Origin of the sequence: Polaromonas sp. YR568, from assembly GCF_943369675.1 — a bacterium.
Taxonomy (GTDB): Bacteria; Pseudomonadota; Gammaproteobacteria; order Burkholderiales; family Burkholderiaceae_C; genus Polaromonas.
The window spans coordinates 29,689-45,044 of the sequence record NZ_CALROB020000035.1 but is presented as its reverse complement, the minus strand read 5'-3'; the positions used below and the strand labels follow the sequence as shown (position 1 = coordinate 45,044).

At 65.0% G+C, this 15,356-nt stretch carries 15 protein-coding genes; 9 read left to right on the top strand and 6 right to left on the bottom strand.

The window, feature by feature from the left end:
- Positions 1–2: 2 nt before the first annotated feature.
- The 3 genes from ACLV8F_RS18135 to ACLV8F_RS18125 form a co-directional block, all read right to left on the bottom strand.
- The gene (locus ACLV8F_RS18135; RefSeq protein WP_411885597.1) at positions 3–482 is read right to left on the bottom strand and encodes a GNAT family N-acetyltransferase; all 480 of its coding nucleotides are present in this window, start codon (positions 480–482) and stop codon (positions 3–5) included.
- Between the two features lie 4 nt (positions 483–486).
- Positions 487–993 (bottom strand): DUF1993 family protein, encoded by a 507-nt coding sequence (locus ACLV8F_RS18130; protein ID WP_411885596.1) that lies wholly within the window; start codon positions 991–993, stop codon positions 487–489.
- Positions 994–1,124: 131 nt separating this feature from the next.
- The gene (locus tag ACLV8F_RS18125) at positions 1,125–1,682 is read right to left on the bottom strand and encodes a LuxR C-terminal-related transcriptional regulator (RefSeq protein WP_411878922.1); all 558 of its coding nucleotides are present in this window, start codon (positions 1,680–1,682) and stop codon (positions 1,125–1,127) included.
- A 105-nt stretch (positions 1,683–1,787) separates the two neighbouring features.
- On the opposite strand from ACLV8F_RS18125, the gene ACLV8F_RS18120 reads away from it, so the two are divergent.
- Both ACLV8F_RS18120 and ACLV8F_RS18115 read left to right on the top strand, forming a co-directional pair.
- Positions 1,788–2,495, top strand: coding sequence for a CoA transferase subunit A (locus ACLV8F_RS18120; protein ID WP_411885595.1), 708 nt, complete (start codon positions 1,788–1,790; stop codon positions 2,493–2,495).
- Position 2,496: 1 nt separating this feature from the next.
- Entirely contained in the window at positions 2,497–3,132 is a 636-nt protein-coding gene (locus ACLV8F_RS18115) for a 3-oxoacid CoA-transferase subunit B (RefSeq protein ID WP_411878924.1), read from the top strand.
- An 81-nt stretch (positions 3,133–3,213) separates the two neighbouring features.
- Here ACLV8F_RS18115 and ACLV8F_RS18110 read toward each other — a convergent pair whose 3' ends face one another.
- From ACLV8F_RS18110 to ACLV8F_RS18100, 3 genes are read right to left on the bottom strand one after another with little or no spacing between them, the layout of a single operon-like run.
- Positions 3,214–3,822, bottom strand: a complete 609-nt coding sequence (locus ACLV8F_RS18110; protein WP_411885594.1) for a MarR family winged helix-turn-helix transcriptional regulator — start codon at positions 3,820–3,822, stop codon at positions 3,214–3,216.
- Positions 3,819–5,018: a Gfo/Idh/MocA family protein gene (locus ACLV8F_RS18105; RefSeq protein WP_411885593.1), complete on the bottom strand. Its 1,200-nt coding sequence runs from the start codon at positions 5,016–5,018 to the stop codon at positions 3,819–3,821. Before ACLV8F_RS18105 ends, ACLV8F_RS18110 begins: the two co-directional genes overlap by 4 nt.
- A complete protein-coding gene (locus tag ACLV8F_RS18100) occupies positions 5,015–6,007 on the bottom strand; it encodes a PDR/VanB family oxidoreductase (protein ID WP_411885592.1) in 993 nt (330 codons plus the stop codon). The genes ACLV8F_RS18105 and ACLV8F_RS18100 overlap by 4 nt, the downstream gene beginning before the upstream one ends.
- Positions 6,008–6,175: 168 nt before the next feature.
- On the opposite strand from ACLV8F_RS18100, the gene ACLV8F_RS18095 reads away from it, so the two are divergent.
- The 7 genes from ACLV8F_RS18095 (at position 6,176) to ACLV8F_RS18065 (ending at position 15,159) form a co-directional block, all read left to right on the top strand.
- Entirely contained in the window at positions 6,176–7,483 is a 1,308-nt protein-coding gene (locus tag ACLV8F_RS18095; RefSeq protein ID WP_411885591.1) for a Rieske 2Fe-2S domain-containing protein, read from the top strand.
- 121 nt (positions 7,484–7,604) lie between these two features.
- Positions 7,605–8,588: a Bug family tripartite tricarboxylate transporter substrate binding protein gene (locus ACLV8F_RS18090; RefSeq protein ID WP_411885590.1), complete on the top strand. Its 984-nt coding sequence runs from the start codon at positions 7,605–7,607 to the stop codon at positions 8,586–8,588.
- 45 nt (positions 8,589–8,633) lie between these two features.
- Positions 8,634–9,626 carry an ABC transporter substrate-binding protein gene (locus ACLV8F_RS18085; protein WP_411885589.1) on the top strand — a complete coding sequence of 331 codons (993 nt, stop codon included), beginning with the start codon at positions 8,634–8,636 and terminating at the stop codon, positions 9,624–9,626.
- A 77-nt stretch (positions 9,627–9,703) separates the two neighbouring features.
- On the top strand, positions 9,704–10,678 hold the full coding sequence (locus ACLV8F_RS18080; RefSeq protein WP_411885588.1) for a DMT family transporter: 975 nt from the start codon (positions 9,704–9,706) through the stop codon (positions 10,676–10,678).
- Between the two features lie 57 nt (positions 10,679–10,735).
- Complete coding sequence (locus tag ACLV8F_RS18075) at positions 10,736–12,010, top strand: citrate/2-methylcitrate synthase (RefSeq protein ID WP_411885587.1); 1,275 nt, start codon at positions 10,736–10,738, stop codon at positions 12,008–12,010.
- A gap of 208 nt (positions 12,011–12,218) precedes the next feature.
- Complete coding sequence (locus ACLV8F_RS18070) at positions 12,219–13,205, top strand: Bug family tripartite tricarboxylate transporter substrate binding protein (RefSeq protein ID WP_411885586.1); 987 nt, start codon at positions 12,219–12,221, stop codon at positions 13,203–13,205.
- Between the two features lie 148 nt (positions 13,206–13,353).
- Positions 13,354–15,159, top strand: a complete 1,806-nt coding sequence (locus ACLV8F_RS18065; protein ID WP_411885585.1) for a thiamine pyrophosphate-binding protein — start codon at positions 13,354–13,356, stop codon at positions 15,157–15,159.
- Positions 15,160–15,356 lie beyond the last annotated feature (197 nt).

Genomic DNA, 15,356 nt, shown 5'->3' with positions numbered 1-15,356 from the left:
CGCTAAGGCTTGTCCAGGGCCTTGACCATCGCAAAGCGGCGGAACTGCGCGCCGCGCAGTTCGATGTGCTGTTCCTCTTTCACCGTGAAACCCTGGCGCGCAAAAAACGGCTGGCCCAACAGGCTGGCCTCGGTGTAAAGCTGGGCAACGCCGAGTTCGCGCAAGGCGGCCTCGGCGCGGCCCAGCAATTGCGAGGCTACACCGCGTCGCGCCGCCAACGGTGAGGTGAACATCAGGTCGATGTGGCCGTCTTCTTCATAGCCGACAAAACCCAGCAGCCCATCGCTGTTTTGCGCGTCCTGCGCCAGCAGCACCTTCAAAGGCTTCAAGCGCCTTTCCCAGATACCCAGGTCGGGCGGTTGCGGCGCCCAGGCTTTGCGCTGCGCTTCGTCATAGTGGGTGACCGCCAGGCCGTGGATCGCATCGGTGAAAAGCTGGGCGACGGCGGCGAGGTCTTTGTCGCTGTAAGGCCGGATGCGCATGCGCTCAAAAACTTCCGAGGTAATCCATCTTGCCCAGCGGCACGCCCTGGTTGCGCAGGATGGCATAGGCCGTGGTCAGGTGGAAGAAGAGGTTGGGCAGCACGAAGTTGAGCAAATAAGGCTCGCAGTCAAAAGTCATTTCCTTGCCGCGTATCTTGAGCGTCACGGTGCCGTCGGCGCGCGCATTGATTTGCGCTTCATCCACGGTCTTGAGGAAGTCCACTGTTTTGGCGATGCGGGCCTGCAGCTCTTCAAACGTGGTTTCAGTGTCGGCAAAGCTGGGTGGGGTGATGGCCGCCAGACGTGCCGCGCCGAACTTGGCGGCATCGCTCGCGCCCTGGACCTGGCCCGAGAGCGGGTACATGTCGGGCGCCAGGCGGGCATTGACATACGTGGCGAGGTCGACCTTGTTGGCTTCTGCGTGCGCCTTGGCTTTTTCGAGCACGGCCGACAGGTTGGTGAAGCCGCGGATAAAGACGGGGATGGAAGCCTGGTAGAGGGTCAGTGGCATGGGGAGTTCTCGTGGACGGGTTGGTTCGGCGGGATGGCCGGGGGCGGAGACGCCGGAACCGATTTTGTTCCTGTTGCGGAAATTTTGCTGGCCGTACCGCGCGGCCATCGCGCCGCTCCCGGGATTGCCGCTCAGGAGCCGGCCATCAGCTTGTGCACCAGGTCGGCCGTCGTCGACGCCTTGTATTTGCGCATCAAACGCGCGCGATAGATTTCAACGGTGCGGTGGCTGATGATGAGCGCGCGGCCGATTTCCTTGGAGGTCATGCCGTCCATCAGGTGGGCGGCCACTTCGCGCTCGCGCGCGGTGAGCTCGGCCGTGACGGGGCGGCGCGAACTGAGGTCTTCAAAGGTCCAGATGCCGGCCTCGTGCGGCGCGCTGCGGTTGAGGGCGCGGCCGGTGACGTGGCACCAGAAGGTCTCGCCCTTGTTGCGGCCGTCCACGCGCTTCATGATGCGGTCGTCGGAGTACAGGCCCTTGGCGTTCAGGATGGGGATCATGCGCGCGCCAATGCGCTCGTACTCGTCCACGCTGGGATAGAGGATCAGGAAGGACTGGCCGGCGAGTTGTTCACGCGTGGCGCCGAACATCTCGCACAAATGCTGGTTGCAGTCCACAATCGAGCGGTTGCGGGACAGCACCAGTCCCACAGGCGCCAGGTCGAACGCGAGCTGGTAATCCACTTCCACAGTACTTACCTTTACGGAAAACTACGTAACTTAATAAGTAGTATCGTAATGGATTGCTGACGGTGCACCCAGTCCACCCAGGCTCACGACACAAGGAGATGATTTGTGAAGAAACTTTTTCCCTCAGCGGCGGAGGCCCTCAAGGGCGTCGTCCAGGACGGCCAGCTTCTGGCCGTCGGCGGCTTCGGCCTCTGCGGCATCCCGGAGGCGCTGATCGACGCGCTGCGTGACAGCCAGGTGAAGAACCTGACGGTGATCTCCAACAACGCGGGCGTCGACGGCTTCGGCCTGGGCAAGCTGCTGGAAACCCGGCAGATCAAAAAAATGATTTCCAGCTACGTCGGCGAGAACAAGGAGTTCGAGCGCCAGTACCTGGCGGGCGAGCTGGAGCTGGAATTCACGCCGCAAGGCACGCTGGCTGAAAAGCTGCGCGCCGGCGGCGCCGGCATCCCGGCCTTCTTCACCAAGACCGGCGTGGGTACCCAGGTGGCCGAGGGCAAGGAACTGCGCGACTTCGACGGCGAGACCTATGTGATGGAGCACTCGCTGGTGCCCGACGTGGCGCTGGTCAAAGCGCACGTGGCCGACAAGTCCGGCAACCTGCGCTTCAACCTCACGGCGCGCAATTTCAACCCGGCCGTCGCCATGGCCGGCAAGGTCTGCATCGTCGAGGTGGAGAAGATCGTCGAAGTCGGCGAGCTGGCGCCCGACGACATCCACCTGCCGGGCATTTATGTGCACCGCATCGTGCTCAATGCGAATCCTGAAAAACGCATCGAGAAGCGCACCATCACCGAGAAAGCGGGAGTTTGATATGCCCTGGACCCAAGACCAGATGGCGGCGCGCGCCGCCCAGGAACTCGAAGACGGTTTTTACGTGAACCTCGGCATCGGCATCCCGACGCTGGTGGCCAACTTCACCGGCGACAAGGAAGTGTGGCTGCAGTCGGAAAACGGCATGCTGGGCATAGGCCCCTTTCCCACCGAAGACCAGGTCGACGCCGACCTGATCAATGCCGGCAAGCAGACCGTCACCACCATCAAGGGCTCGGCCATTTTCGGCAGCCACGACAGCTTCGCGATGATTCGCGGCGGCAAGATCAACCTGTCCATCCTGGGCGCCATGCAGGTCAGCGAAAAAGGCGACCTGGCCAACTGGATGATCCCGGGCAAGATGGTCAAGGGCATGGGCGGCGCGATGGACCTGGTGGCGGGCGTCAAGCGCGTCATCATCCTGATGGAGCACGTCGCCAAAAAGAAGGACGGCACCGAGGACATGAAGATCCTGCCCAAGTGCACCTTGCCGCTCACCGGCGTGGGCGTGGTCGACCGCATCATCACCGACCTGGCCGTGATGGACGTGACGCCCGAAGGCCTCAAGCTGGTGGAACTGGCGCCCGGCGTGACGCGCGAAGCGCTGCAGGCCAAGACCGGCGTGACGCTGATTTAAGAAGCCGTTCCTGCAGGCCCATTAAAAAAGCCGCCGCCCTGAAAAGGTGGCGGCTTTTTTTCCGCAAGGCTTTTTTGCCGCTTACTTTTGGGCGGATGGCCTGCCGGGTTTTTGTTTGTCCGGCGTTGCCGACTTTTCGGCTTTCTCTTTGGCCGCGTGTTTCGCCCCGACGTTGGCCGCCGCGGCCTTGCGCCTGGCCGGCGTCGCTTTTTCCTGCTGCAATTCGTCGCGGGCCAGGTTTTCAATCATCGCCAGCAGCACGGTGCGCGTCAGTTTGATGTGTTCGGGCGCGATGCCTTCGATGCTGACGTTGTTGGTCTCTTCGGCCAGCGGCACCAGCAGCTTCTTGAGCGCGCGGCCTTCGTCGGTCAGGTGCACGTACATGTTTTTCTTGTTGGTGGGAATCTGCTTGCGCTCGATGTAGCCCAGCGATTCCATGGCCTTCATGGCGGTGAAGGTGGTGGGCTCCATCACGCCGGCGCGCTCGCTGAGTTCCTTTTGCGTCAGGCCGTCGCACTCCCAGAGGATGCGCAGGAAAGTCCAGTGGCCGAAGGGCACGCCATGCTGCGCCAGCCGCACCTGCAGCGCGCGGTGAAAGGCGCGTGAGGCATCGCGGATCAGGTGCGCGAGGCGGTCGTTGGGGACGGCTTCACGCCAGTGGCGGATGATGTTTTGGGTGTCGTTGCTCATGAACCGACATTGTGACTGACTTGGTGCGCCGGGGTGCAATCCCGGCCGCTGCGAGCGGATTCCAGCAGCGCCAGGCAGACCGCCGTGGTGGCGCGGGCCCATTCGCCGCTGTGCACCGCCGGCCTGTCATGGACCACGGCGGCATACAGCTCGTCAATCACCTCCTGGCGCGGGATGGCTGGGGCGGGGAGAAGCTCCACGGTTTTTTCGCTGTCGGTATAAATGCTTACTTCCGAGGGCCCAGGCCGCAGGTCGGCTTTTTCGCAGCTCACGATGAGCTGGCCGAAATGCTGGTGTTGCAGGCCGGTCGGCAGTGCGCTGCCGGCCGTGTACAGGCTGCCGCCGTAGTTGCGGGCGGCCTTGAGCGCGCTTTCTTCGGCGGACGTGGCCGCGCCCTGCAGCCGCTTGCGGGCGGCGCCGTAGTCGGCCGGGTTTTTGGCTTGGCCCATTTCGCCGATGTTTCCCAGCAGCTCGTCCGAGTCGTAGTGGCCGTAGCCGCTGTAGGTGGCCGAGGCGAAGGCGCCGCCTTCAAAGCCCAGCAGCGCGCTGTAGGCGCCCTCGGTGGGGCGGCTCGCGTCCCAGGCGCCGGTGTGGGCGCGCAGGCTGCGCACCAGTCCGCCGCCCAGCAGGCGCACGATGTCCATCTGGTGCGTGGCCTGGCTGTGGATCACGCCGCCGCCGGCGGCCGTGTCCAGCTCTTCGGGCCGGCGCGGGCGGTAGAGGAAGTCGGTGAAATTGAGCGCGTGGATCATCTTCACCGCGCCGTAGCGGCCGCTGGCTATCAGTTCGCGCGTGCGGCGTATCGGGGTGTTGAAGCTGTGGCTGTGACCCACGATCAGGTGCACGCCCGCATTGCGGGCCGCGTCAATCATGCTTGTGCATTCATCCACCGTCAGCGCCATGGGTTTTTCGACCATCACATGTTTGCCGAAAGAGGCGGCCAGGCGCACGTGTTCGGCATGGAACTGGTGCGGCGAGGCGATGTAGAGCGCCTCCACCGCGGGGTTGGCGCACAGCGCCTCGATGGAGTCGTAGCTGGGCGCGCCGAAGTCTTTTTCAAACTGCGCGCGGGCGGCGGCGATGGGGTCGGTCGCGCCCACCAGCTTGACGCGGCCGTCGTGCACAAAGGTGGGCAGCATCAGCGTGAAGGCCCGCCCCAGGCCGACGATGCCGAGTTTCAAAATGCGCTGTGTCATAAGTCCAGTACCAGTTCAGGCGATTTTGCACGCGAGACGCAGACCATGATGTGGTCCGATTTTTCCTCGTCGGTCAGCACCATGTCGCGGTGCTCGGCCTCACCGGCCAGCAGATGGGTTTTGCAGGTGCCGCAGGTGCCGCTTTCACACGAGCTGGCCACGCGCAGGCCGCTGCCGCGCAGGGCTTCGAGGATGGTCTGCTCCGCGCTGACCTGTACCGTCTTCCCGGTTTTCGCCAGGCGCACGCTGAAGGGCGTGTTTTCGGCATAGGCCTTGGCGTCGACGCCGAAGCTCTCGAAATGCACGTTGCCCGAAGGCCAGTGGCCCGACATGTCCGCCACGCTGTCCATCAGGCCCCTGGGGCCGCAGCAGTAGACGTGGGCGGCGGCGGGTTTTTCAAACACCGGCCACAGGTCCAGCGCTTCGTCGATGTCGCCGTTGTCGTGGTGTATCTGCACCTGGCCGGGAAACTCGGCTTGCAGTTCTTTGCTGAAAGCCGTGCCGGCGGCGTCGCGCGTGCAGTAGTAGAGCTTGAAGTTGCCGGCCTGCGTGCGCTTGAGTTGCCGCATCATGGACAGGATGGGCGTGATGCCGATGCCGCCCGCGACAAAAACAAAGTCATTGGCATGCGCGGCCAGCTCGAAATTGTTGCGCGGCGCGCTGACCTGCAGCATCTGCCCGGCCTGCACCTCGTCGGCCATGCTGACGGAGCCGCCGCGGCCGCGCTCGTCGCGCTTGACGGCGATCTGCCAGGCGCCGGTGTCGGCCGGGTCGCTGCACAGCGAATAGTTGCGGCGCACGCCGCTGGGCACCTGCACCGTCAGGTGCGAGCCGGCCGTGAAGGCGGGCAGGGGGGCGCCATCGGGGTGGCGCAGCTCGAACAGGTAAATGCCTTGCGCGACTTGCTCTTTGCGCGCAACCTTCAGGGGGAAGAAATCGGGCTCCGCCGCAGGCAGATCTCCAGCGGGGGCGCTAGGGTTAACGCTCATCCTTGTCTCCACAAATTTTCTTGACAAAACACAAAATAACGATATTCTTAGACGCCTAAGAATAATCCGGCTGCAGCGTATTTGCAAGCTGTTTTTAAACCCGTTTTGAATGAAGGGCCCAGGCACCGGGCCCTCGCTGATTTGATTTTGAATTGAAGGACATTCGCGATGTTGACCGCCGAGGAAAATGAACTGCTCTGCCGCGTCGAAGGCCAGGCCCCCATGGGCCAGCTGATGCGCCGCCACTGGACGCCCGTCTGCCTGATCGAAGAGGTCGGCGAACCCGACGGCACGCCCGTCAAGGCGCGCGTGTTCGGCGAAGACCTGGTGGTGTTCCGCGACACCAAGGGCCGCGTCGGCGTGATGGACGAATACTGCCCGCACCGCCGCGTCTCGCTGGTGTTCGGCCGCAACGAGGACTGCGGCCTGCGCTGCCTGTACCACGGGTGGAAGATGGACGTCGAAGGCAACGTGCTGGAGATGGTCTCCGAGCCCGCCGCCAGCGGCATGGCGCAAAAGGTCAAGCACCTGGCCTACCCGGTCAAAGAGTGGGGCGGTTTTGTCTGGGCCTATATGGGCCCGAAAGAAACCCAGCCCGAGTTCGTGCCGCCGGCCTGGGCGCCCACGGCCGATGCCAAGGTGACGATTGCCAAGGCGCTGATCCCCTGCAACTGGGCGCAAATCCTGGAAGGCGCGATCGACTCGGCGCACAGCTCCAGCCTGCATTCGTCGGACATGGTGCCGGCGCGCGTCGAAGGCGCCGAGGCCACCGACACCAACTGGCTGCGCCCCTCCACCGACAAGGCGCCGCGCATGCAGGTGGAGCGCGGCAGCTACGGCTTTCGTTATGCCGCCATCCGCCGCCCGATCAAGAACGCGGCCGCCAACGACTACATCCGCTCCACCGTGTTCGTTGCGCCGGCCACCGCGCTGATTCCGCCCAACAACCTCTACAACGTCGCCAACATCAACGTGCCGATGGACGACACCAACACGGCGTTTTATTTCATCGCCTGGGGCCACCCCTCGCAGACGCCGGACACCGACAGCTGGCGCAAGTTCCTGGGCCAGCAACTGGGCCCCGACCTGGACGCCAACTACGCGCCGCTGCGCAACCGCGGCAACAATTTCTGGCAGGACCGCGAGGCCATGAAGGCCGGCAATTTCACCGGCATCACCGGTTTCCCCAACCAGGACATCGCGATGTGGGTGACCATGGGGCCGATCGCCGACCGCACGCACGAACGCCTGGGCGCCAGCGACATGGCGGTGGTCGAATTCCGCAAGCAGATGCTGGACGCCGTGCGCGCCTTCCAGGCCGGCGAAGCCGCCATCGGCACCGGCGACTTGCGCATCCCGTCCAGCGTGGTCGCCTTCCAGGCCATCGTGCCCAAGACCACCGACTGGCGCGCCTACCAGGCGAACTATGTGTGGGATACGCGCGAGCCCGCGCTGGAGCCTTCGTATTCGACCTAGGCCGCGGCCCGTCCTCACACTTCTTCTTTACCCTTATCGCTTCCGTTCCGCGCCAGTCAAAGTCAGTTGAGTCAGTCAAGTCAGTCAATAAAGCCAGCCCTAAAACCAGGAGACAAGTCCCATGAAACCACAACGCCGCTCTTTGATGCTGGCCAGCGCGATGCTGCTGGCCGGCATGCTGTTGCCCCCCTTCGCCGCCGCCCAGGGTACCTACCCGAACCGGCCCATCAAGTTTGTCGTGCCTTATGCCGCCGGCGGACTGCCCGACACCGTGGCCCGTATCTATGCGCAGCGCCTGGGCGACAAGCTGGGCCAAGCGGTGGTCGTCGACAACCGGCCCGGCGCGAACGGCGTGGTCGCCGCGCAGGCCCTGGCCACGGCGCCCAAGGACGGCTATACCTTTCTCGTGACCGACGGCTCGATGTTCTCCATCAACCCCGCGATCTATAAAAACCTGGGCTACGACTACAAGCGTGACTTCATGCCGGTCTCGCTCGCGGCACGCGCGCCGCTGTACATGGCGGTGCACCCCAAGGTGCCGGCCAACACGCTGCAGGAATTCATCGCGCTGGCCAAGGCCAGGCCCGGCACGCTGAACTACGGTTCTTCCGGCATCGGCAGCACGCACCACCTGACCATGGAGGCCATGAAGGCCGCGCTGGGCCTGCAGATCACGCACGTGCCTTTCAAGGGCACCGGCCAGTCGGTGCCCGCGCTGATAGGCGGCCAGGTCGAGGTGCTGTTCTCGGCGCTGCCTTCGCTGGCGGGCTTTGTGAAGAGCGGGCAGGTCAAGCTGCTGGCCAACAACGCGGCGCAGCGCTCCAGCCAGGAGCCCAACGTGCCGGCCATCGCCGAAATCATTCCGGGTTTTGACTTCGCGCCCATCGTCGGCGTGCTGGCCGCCACGGGCACGCCGGCCAGCGCCATCGAACGCATCAGCCACGAGATGGCGCTGATATCCAAAATGCCGGAAGTCATCACCACGCTCAACAACGCCGGCATCGAGCCCATAGGCGGCAGCCCGGCCGACTACGGCAAGGCCATCCTCGGCGAAAACGAGCGCCTGGCCAAGGCCATCACTGCCTCCGGCATCAAACCTGAATAAACCACTTACTTAACCTCGCATCAATCCCAAGGAACAAACCGCGACATGTCAAAACTGAAACTGACCTTCGGCTGCTGGAACTACGACCGCACCCGTGCCCTGATGGACGGCAGCGTGCAGCCCGACGGCATTGATTTGAACTACCTCAACATGCCGGTGGAGGAAACCTTCTTCCGCATGTTGCGGCACAAGGAATTTGACGTCGCGGAAATGTCGCTCTCGTCGTACACGGTATCGATGTTCAACGAGACGCGGCCCTTTGTGGCGATCCCGGTGTTCCCCTCGCGCTTCTTCCGCCATTCCTGCATCTACGTGAACGCCAAGTCCGGCATCCGCGAAGCGAAGGACCTGATCGGCAAGCGCGTCGGCAACCCCGAGTACCAGATGACGGCGCCGGTGTGGATACGCGGCATTTTGTCCGACCACTACGGCGTTCCCGTCGACAGCGTGACCTACTTCACCGGCGGCGAGGAAGAGCCCGGCCGCTCCGAAAAAATCAAGCTTGATTTGCCGCCCAACATCAAGGTCGAACGCATAGGCCCGGACCAGACCCTGGCGCAGATGCTGCTCGACGGCGAGATCGACGCGCTCTACACCGCGCGCATGCCTTCGAGCTTCCTCAAGGGCGGCGGCAAGGTCAAGCGCCTGTTTGAGGACTACGAGCAGGTCGAGCGCAACTACTTCAAGGAAACAAAAATGTTTCCCATCATGCACACGGTGGCGATACGCCGCGACGTGTACGAGGCCAACCGCTGGGTGGCGCGCTCGATGATGAAGGCGCTGGAAGAATCGCAGCGCCGCACCTATGAAGACCTGTATGAGACCGCGGCGCTCAAGGCCATGTTGCCCTGGCTGACCTCGCACGTCGAGCAGGTCAAGCGCGAGATGGGCGAGGACTTCTGGCCCTACGGTTTCGAGAAGAACGAGGCCACGCTGCAGACCTTTTTGCGTTATTCGTTTGAGCAGGGGCTGTCGAAGCGGCTGCTGAAACCCCAGGAACTGTTCGCACCCGAATCGCTGGAGGCGTTTAAGATCTGAGCCCGTGACTTCCACGGTTTTTATCCCTGACGACGCGCGCCACGGCCGCGCGCCGGGCCAGCACCCCACGCGCACGAATGTCTGATCCCCTCCTGGGCTACCTGCTGTCAAGCGGGGCGCTGCTGCTTTTCACGGCCTCCATCCTGCTCACCAAGGCGGCGTCCAGCCGCCTGGACCTGGGGTTGGGCTTCCTGGTCGCGACGTCCACCAACGTCGCGTTTTCCGCGCTGGCTTTCGGGGTGCAGATGCAGCTGCGCGGTGACGGCCTGCAGTGGAACCTGCCGGCCTTCTTCATGTTTGCGGCCGCGGGCGGGTTTTCCACCTACCTGGGGCGCTGGTTTTTCTACGAGTCCGTGGTGCGCTTCGGCCCCGCCAAGGCCAGCATTTTCCAGATCAGCAGCCCGCTCTTCACCGCGATGATGGCCTGGCTGCTGCTGGGCGAGCGGCTGACTCCCGTGGTGGCGCTGGGCATGGTGCTGACCATCGCCGGGCTGATCCTGGTGAGCAGCAAGCCGGATATTTTCTCGCGGCGCGGCCCTGTCGCCGCGATGGCGCCCGACGGCGAGCCCGCGCCCGCCGTGGCCAATGCGGAAAAATCTCCCGCAATGCAGCGCCTGATGCAGTCGGTGCTGCTGCTGGGCATGGGCAGCTCACTGGCTTATGCCATCGGCAACGTGCTGCGCGGAAGCGCCGTGCGCAGCTGGAACGAACCCATCCTGGGCGCCCTGATAGGCGCGGCCTGCGGCCTGGCGCTGCAGGTGGCGTTCAGCGCCGGCAAGCGCGGCTTGCTTGCCCGTGCGCGCGCGGCCAGCCGCAGCGGCATGGCCATGTTCGCGGCGATAGGCGTGACCACCATCTCGGCGCAGATGTGCGCGATAGGCGCCATGCGCTACATCCCGCTGTCCATCGCCACGCTGGTGACGCTGTGCACACCCATCCTCGTTTTTCCGCTCAGCCACCTGCTGTTTAAAGACCAGGACAAGATCACGGCGATTACGCTGGCCGGCAGCGGATTGACTTTGCTCGGTATATTCATCATCGTGATGCGCTGAGCTGCGGCCTGCGGGCCCGGTCCATCCGCAGGGAGACACAAAGGACAAGGCATATCCATGGACACCCCGGACAAAGCGCTGCGCCGCGACTACGCGTCGGCGGCCGAGGCCATGGAGATCCTCAAGGTCAGGCAGCAGACGCTGTACGCCTACGTCAGCCGGGGCTGGATACGCAGCGTGGCCCAGCCGGGCCAGAAAGACAAGCTCTACCTGCGCGACGACCTCACGCGCGTGGGCATGCGCTCGCTGGCGCGTTCCGGCCACGGCGCGGTGGCGGCCTCGGCCATGAACTGGGGCGAGCCCATCTTCCCCACCTCCATCACCGAGATCACCGAACAGGGCCCACGCTACCGCGGCCACCTGGCGGCCGACCTGGTGCGCTCCGGCGCCTCGTTTGAAGCGGTGGCCGAACTGCTCTGGACCGGCGAGCTCAACACCCGCGCGAAAGCCTGGACTGTGCGCAGGCCTTCCGCCGAGCTCGTCAGGCTGACCGGGACGCTGACCTCGCTGCAGGCGCGCGACAACGTGCTGGAATCCTTCGCGCTGGTGGTGCTGCTGCTGGGCATGCGGCGCGGCTCCGTGGCCGAGCGCCTGTCGCAAGGCAAAACCCTGCCGGCCGCGCGCGAGATCATGCAGACGGTGGTGGCGTGCTGCGGCTTTGTCGGTGCGGCGCACAGCTACCGGCCCATGCAGCGCGGCGAGTCCGTGGTCACCGGCCTGCTGCATGCGCTGGCCATGCCGCCGACCGAAGAAAACAGTGAGGCCCTGCGCGCCATGCTGATCCTGATGGCTGACCACGAGCTGCCGCCGGGCACGCTGGGCGCCCGCGTGGTCGCTTCCGCCGGCGGTACCTTGCACAGCTGCCTGGCTTCGGCGCTGTGCGCGACCTCCGGTGTCGACATAGGCCGCATGTACGAGCGTGTGGAAGACTTCCTGGGCCACGGCCGGACCACGGCCGTGCTCGTCAAGCGCGCCCATAAGCTGCACGCCCAGGGCCAGAGCGTCCCCGGCTTCGACCACCCGCTGTACCCCAAGGGCGACCCGCGCGCCGCGCAACTGCTGGCCATGGTGTTCGCGCGCCAGAACCCCAGCCGCGAGCTGCGCGCGATCTCGCGCTTCATCGACGAGATGCGCGCCGGCGCCGGCCTGCTGCCCCGGCAGGAACTGGCCCTGGTGGTGATGGCCCGCGCCCTCGGCCTGCCGCGCCAGGCCACCGCCGCGCTGTTTGTGCTGGGCCGGCTCGCGGGCTGGGTCGCGCATGTGCAGGAGCAGCGGGCCAGTGGGACGCTGTTACGCCCCCGGGCCAAGTTCGTGGCGCCCGCGGCCACCTGACCGGTCCCGTCCTCACCAGCAGGGGCCGCGGGACTGGCTTTGCCAGACCGCAGGCGCAGCGGCCCCCTCGGGGGCAGGAAGCTACACGCAGTGAGCGACCGTGGGGGCATTTGATGTTGATTCGATGTTCAAGATTGAATCAATGTCGGGTCTTCACTAGGATGACTGACGCCTGCAAATTGGCGCCATAAATACTGGAGACAAGACAATGCAATTCAATCGCCGCACCGGGATGCTCGCCCTCTGCTGTTCCGCAGCTTTCGCCGCTTTCACCAGCCCGCTCAGCTGGGCCCAGGACTACCCCACCAAACCCATCCACATCGTCGTGCCGTTGCCGCCGGGCGGCTCCAACGACGTGCTGGCCCGCGTCCTGGGCCAGAAGATGTCCGAGTCCTTCGGCCAGCCCGTCATCGTCGACAACAAGCCCGGCGCGGCCGGCAACATTGCCACCGCCTTCATGGCCAAGGTCGAGGCCGACGGCTACAACATCGCCGTCGCGCCCAACCAGACCGTGGCCGTCAACCCGGTGCTGTATCCCAAGCTGCCCTTCAACGTGAACCGCGACCTGACCGGCATCACGATGATGGGCCGCGTGCCCATGGTGCTGGTGGTTTCGCCCGACAAGGTGCAGGCCACTACCGTTGCCGAACTCATCGCGCTGGCCAAGGCCAACCCCGACAAGCTCACCTATGCCTCCGCCGGCTCCGGCAGCCCGCAGCACATGGCGGCCGAGGTCTTCAAGTCCATGACGGGCACCAGCATCACGCAGATCGCGTACAAGGGCTCGGCCCCGGCACTGGTCGACGTGCTGGGCGGCCAAGTGGACGTGATGTTCTGCCCGATGAACTCGGCGCTGCCGCACATCCGCAGCGGCAAGCTGCGCGCGCTGGGCACCACCGGCAGCAAGCGCGTCGAGTTGCTGACCAACGTGCCGACGATTGCCGAGACCGTTCCCAAGTATGAAAGCGACATCTGGATCGGCATGGTGGCCCCGGCCAAGACGCCGAAGGCCATCATCAACAAGCTCAATGCCGAGCTGCGCCGTTCGCTCGCGCTGCCCGACGTGCAGGCCAAGCTGGCCGAGCAGGGCATTTACGCCGAGACCAGTACACCCGCTGAATTCACCAAGCTCATTGCCGACGACCAGAAGCGGTGGGCGGCCGTCATCAAATCCGCCAACATCAAACCCGAGTAAGAGCCACTCAAAAAACCCTCCTGGCGTTGTTGCGCCGCCTTGCCGTGCTGTAGCACTGTCTGCGGCGACGCGCCTAGCCAGGACCGCTTCGCTGGGCTTTGTGAGTGGCTCTTCATAAATCCGAACAAGTTTTTCATCAGGAGATTTCATGACCGTTCCTTCCGGCTCCGCCGTGCGCCGCGACATTCCCAAGCCTTCCAAACCGGAAGAAACCGTCTGGGCCAGCGATGCCATCGCCGACATGATGCGCGCGATGGACATCCCTTACGTGCTGCTGAATCCGGGCGCCAGCTTTCGCGGCCTGCACGACAGCATCGTCAACCACCTGGGCAATGAGAAGCCGCAGATGATGGTGGTGCTGCACGAGGAGCACGCGGTGGCGATTGCCCACGGCTACACCAAGGTCACCGGCAGGCCGCTGATCGCCATCCTGCACAGCAACGTCGGCCTGATGCACGGCTCCATGGCCATCTTCGACGCCTGGGTGGACCGCGTGCCCGTCATCGTGCTGGGCGCCACCGGCCCGGTCGACGCCAACAAGCGCCGCCCCTGGATCGACTGGATCCACACCGCGCAAGACCAGGCCGCCCTGGTGCGCCACTTCATCAAGTGGGACTGCCAGCCCGCCTCGATTCCTTCCGCGCAGGAAGCCCTGCTGCGCGCGCGGCAGATCGCCACCACCGCGCCGCAGGGCCCTGTGTATGTGTGCTTTGACGCGGCGCTGCAGGAATCCAAGCTGACCGAACGTCCAGCTATCCCAGACCCGGCGCGTTACCTCGCGCCGCCGCAGGCACGCCCTTCGGACGACGTTGTCGCGCAAGCCGCCGCGCTGCTGTCCGGCGCCAGCCGCCCGGTGATTTTGATGGGCCGCGTCACGCGCAGCGAAGCCGCGTGGGCCGAGCGCATCCAACTCGCCGAAACCCTCAACGCCGAAGTGCTGACCGACCTGCGCGTGGGCGCCGCCTTCCCGACCGACCACCCGCTGCACGCCGCGCCCAGCGGCGCCTTCCTCACGGCCAATGCGCAGGAAGTGCTGCGCGAAGCCGACGTGGTGCTGAGCCTGGACTGGCTGGACCTCTCCGGCACGCTCAAGCAGGCCTGGGGCGACAAGCCCGTGGGCAGCAAGATCATCCAGGTCTCGGTCGACCACTACAGCCACAACGGCTGGAGCATGGACCACCAGGGCCTGCCGCCCGTCGACGTCTTCATGCTGTGCGAGCCCGAGCCGGCCGTGACCTTGTTGAACCAGCAAATCAAGCCGCGCAAGACGCCCGCACCGGCCAAGCGGCCGCTGCCCGTGTACCCGCCCGTGCAACCCGTGCCGGGCGCCTCGGGCGCCAGCAACATGATGGTGGCCACGCTGGCCGCCACGCTCAAGCGCGCCGTCGGCGACCAGAAGGTCTGCCTGATGCGCCTGCCGCTGAGCTGGAGCGGCGAGATGTGGGACTTCAAACACCCGCTGGACTTCCTCGGTTATGACGCCGGCGGCGGCATCGGTTCCGGCCCCGGCATGTCCATAGGCTCGGCGCTGGGCCTCAAGGGCACGGACCGCCTGCCCGTGGCCGTGATCGGCGACGGCGACTACATGATGGGCGTCAACGCGTTCTGGACGGCCGCCAACGCCCGCATCCCCATGCTGGTGGTGGTCTGCAACAACCGCTCCTTCTTCAACGACGAGGTGCACCAGGAACGCGTGGCGCGCCAGCGCAAGCGCCCGATCGAAAACCGCTGGATAGGCCAGCGCATCAGCGACCCGGCGCCCGACCTCGCCATGATGGCGCGCGGCCAGGGCCTGACCGGAATCGGTCCGGTCGAGGATGCCGGCGAGCTCGAGAAGATCCTGGTCGACGCCATCGCCGCCGTGAAGCGCGGCGAAACCGTGGTGGTCGACGTGGTGGTGCAGACCGGCTACAGCGCGGCCATGACGGCGGGGCTGACGCGGTCCAAGGACTAGCCTTTTTTCCCGGTCTTACTCCCTCTCCCGGCGGGAGAGGGAGTAAGACCGAAGAAGAGTTGAAAGAGTTGAATAGCCAGGAACCCTGACGCGTTGCTATCCCTTTTTTTTTTCCTCTCCCGCTGGCGGGAGAGGGTAGGGTGAGGGGGGTGCGGCCTTGGATCCGTCACAGCGCCCGAATGCGGGGAACCCTCACC

Excerpts from the sequence above, each read along its gene's own strand:
- ACLV8F_RS18135 (WP_411885597.1), bottom strand. The coding sequence starts at position 482 with ATGCGCATCCGGCCTTACAGCGACAAAGACCTCGCCGCCGTCGCCCAG.
- ACLV8F_RS18130 (WP_411885596.1), bottom strand. The coding sequence starts at position 993 with ATGCCACTGACCCTCTACCAGGCTTCCATCCCCGTCTTTATCCGCGGC.
- ACLV8F_RS18115 (WP_411878924.1), top strand. The coding sequence starts at position 2,497 with ATGCCCTGGACCCAAGACCAGATGGCGGCGCGCGCCGCCCAGGAACTC.
- ACLV8F_RS18110 (WP_411885594.1), bottom strand. The coding sequence starts at position 3,822 with ATGAGCAACGACACCCAAAACATCATCCGCCACTGGCGTGAAGCCGTC.
- ACLV8F_RS18105 (WP_411885593.1), bottom strand. The coding sequence starts at position 5,018 with ATGACACAGCGCATTTTGAAACTCGGCATCGTCGGCCTGGGGCGGGCC.
- ACLV8F_RS18100 (WP_411885592.1), bottom strand. The coding sequence starts at position 6,007 with ATGAGCGTTAACCCTAGCGCCCCCGCTGGAGATCTGCCTGCGGCGGAG.
- ACLV8F_RS18095 (WP_411885591.1), top strand. The coding sequence starts at position 6,176 with ATGTTGACCGCCGAGGAAAATGAACTGCTCTGCCGCGTCGAAGGCCAG.
- ACLV8F_RS18090 (WP_411885590.1), top strand. The coding sequence starts at position 7,605 with ATGAAACCACAACGCCGCTCTTTGATGCTGGCCAGCGCGATGCTGCTG.
- ACLV8F_RS18085 (WP_411885589.1), top strand. The coding sequence starts at position 8,634 with ATGTCAAAACTGAAACTGACCTTCGGCTGCTGGAACTACGACCGCACC.
- ACLV8F_RS18080 (WP_411885588.1), top strand. The coding sequence starts at position 9,704 with ATGTCTGATCCCCTCCTGGGCTACCTGCTGTCAAGCGGGGCGCTGCTG.
- ACLV8F_RS18075 (WP_411885587.1), top strand. The coding sequence starts at position 10,736 with ATGGACACCCCGGACAAAGCGCTGCGCCGCGACTACGCGTCGGCGGCC.
- ACLV8F_RS18070 (WP_411885586.1), top strand. The coding sequence starts at position 12,219 with ATGCAATTCAATCGCCGCACCGGGATGCTCGCCCTCTGCTGTTCCGCA.
- ACLV8F_RS18065 (WP_411885585.1), top strand. The coding sequence starts at position 13,354 with ATGACCGTTCCTTCCGGCTCCGCCGTGCGCCGCGACATTCCCAAGCCT.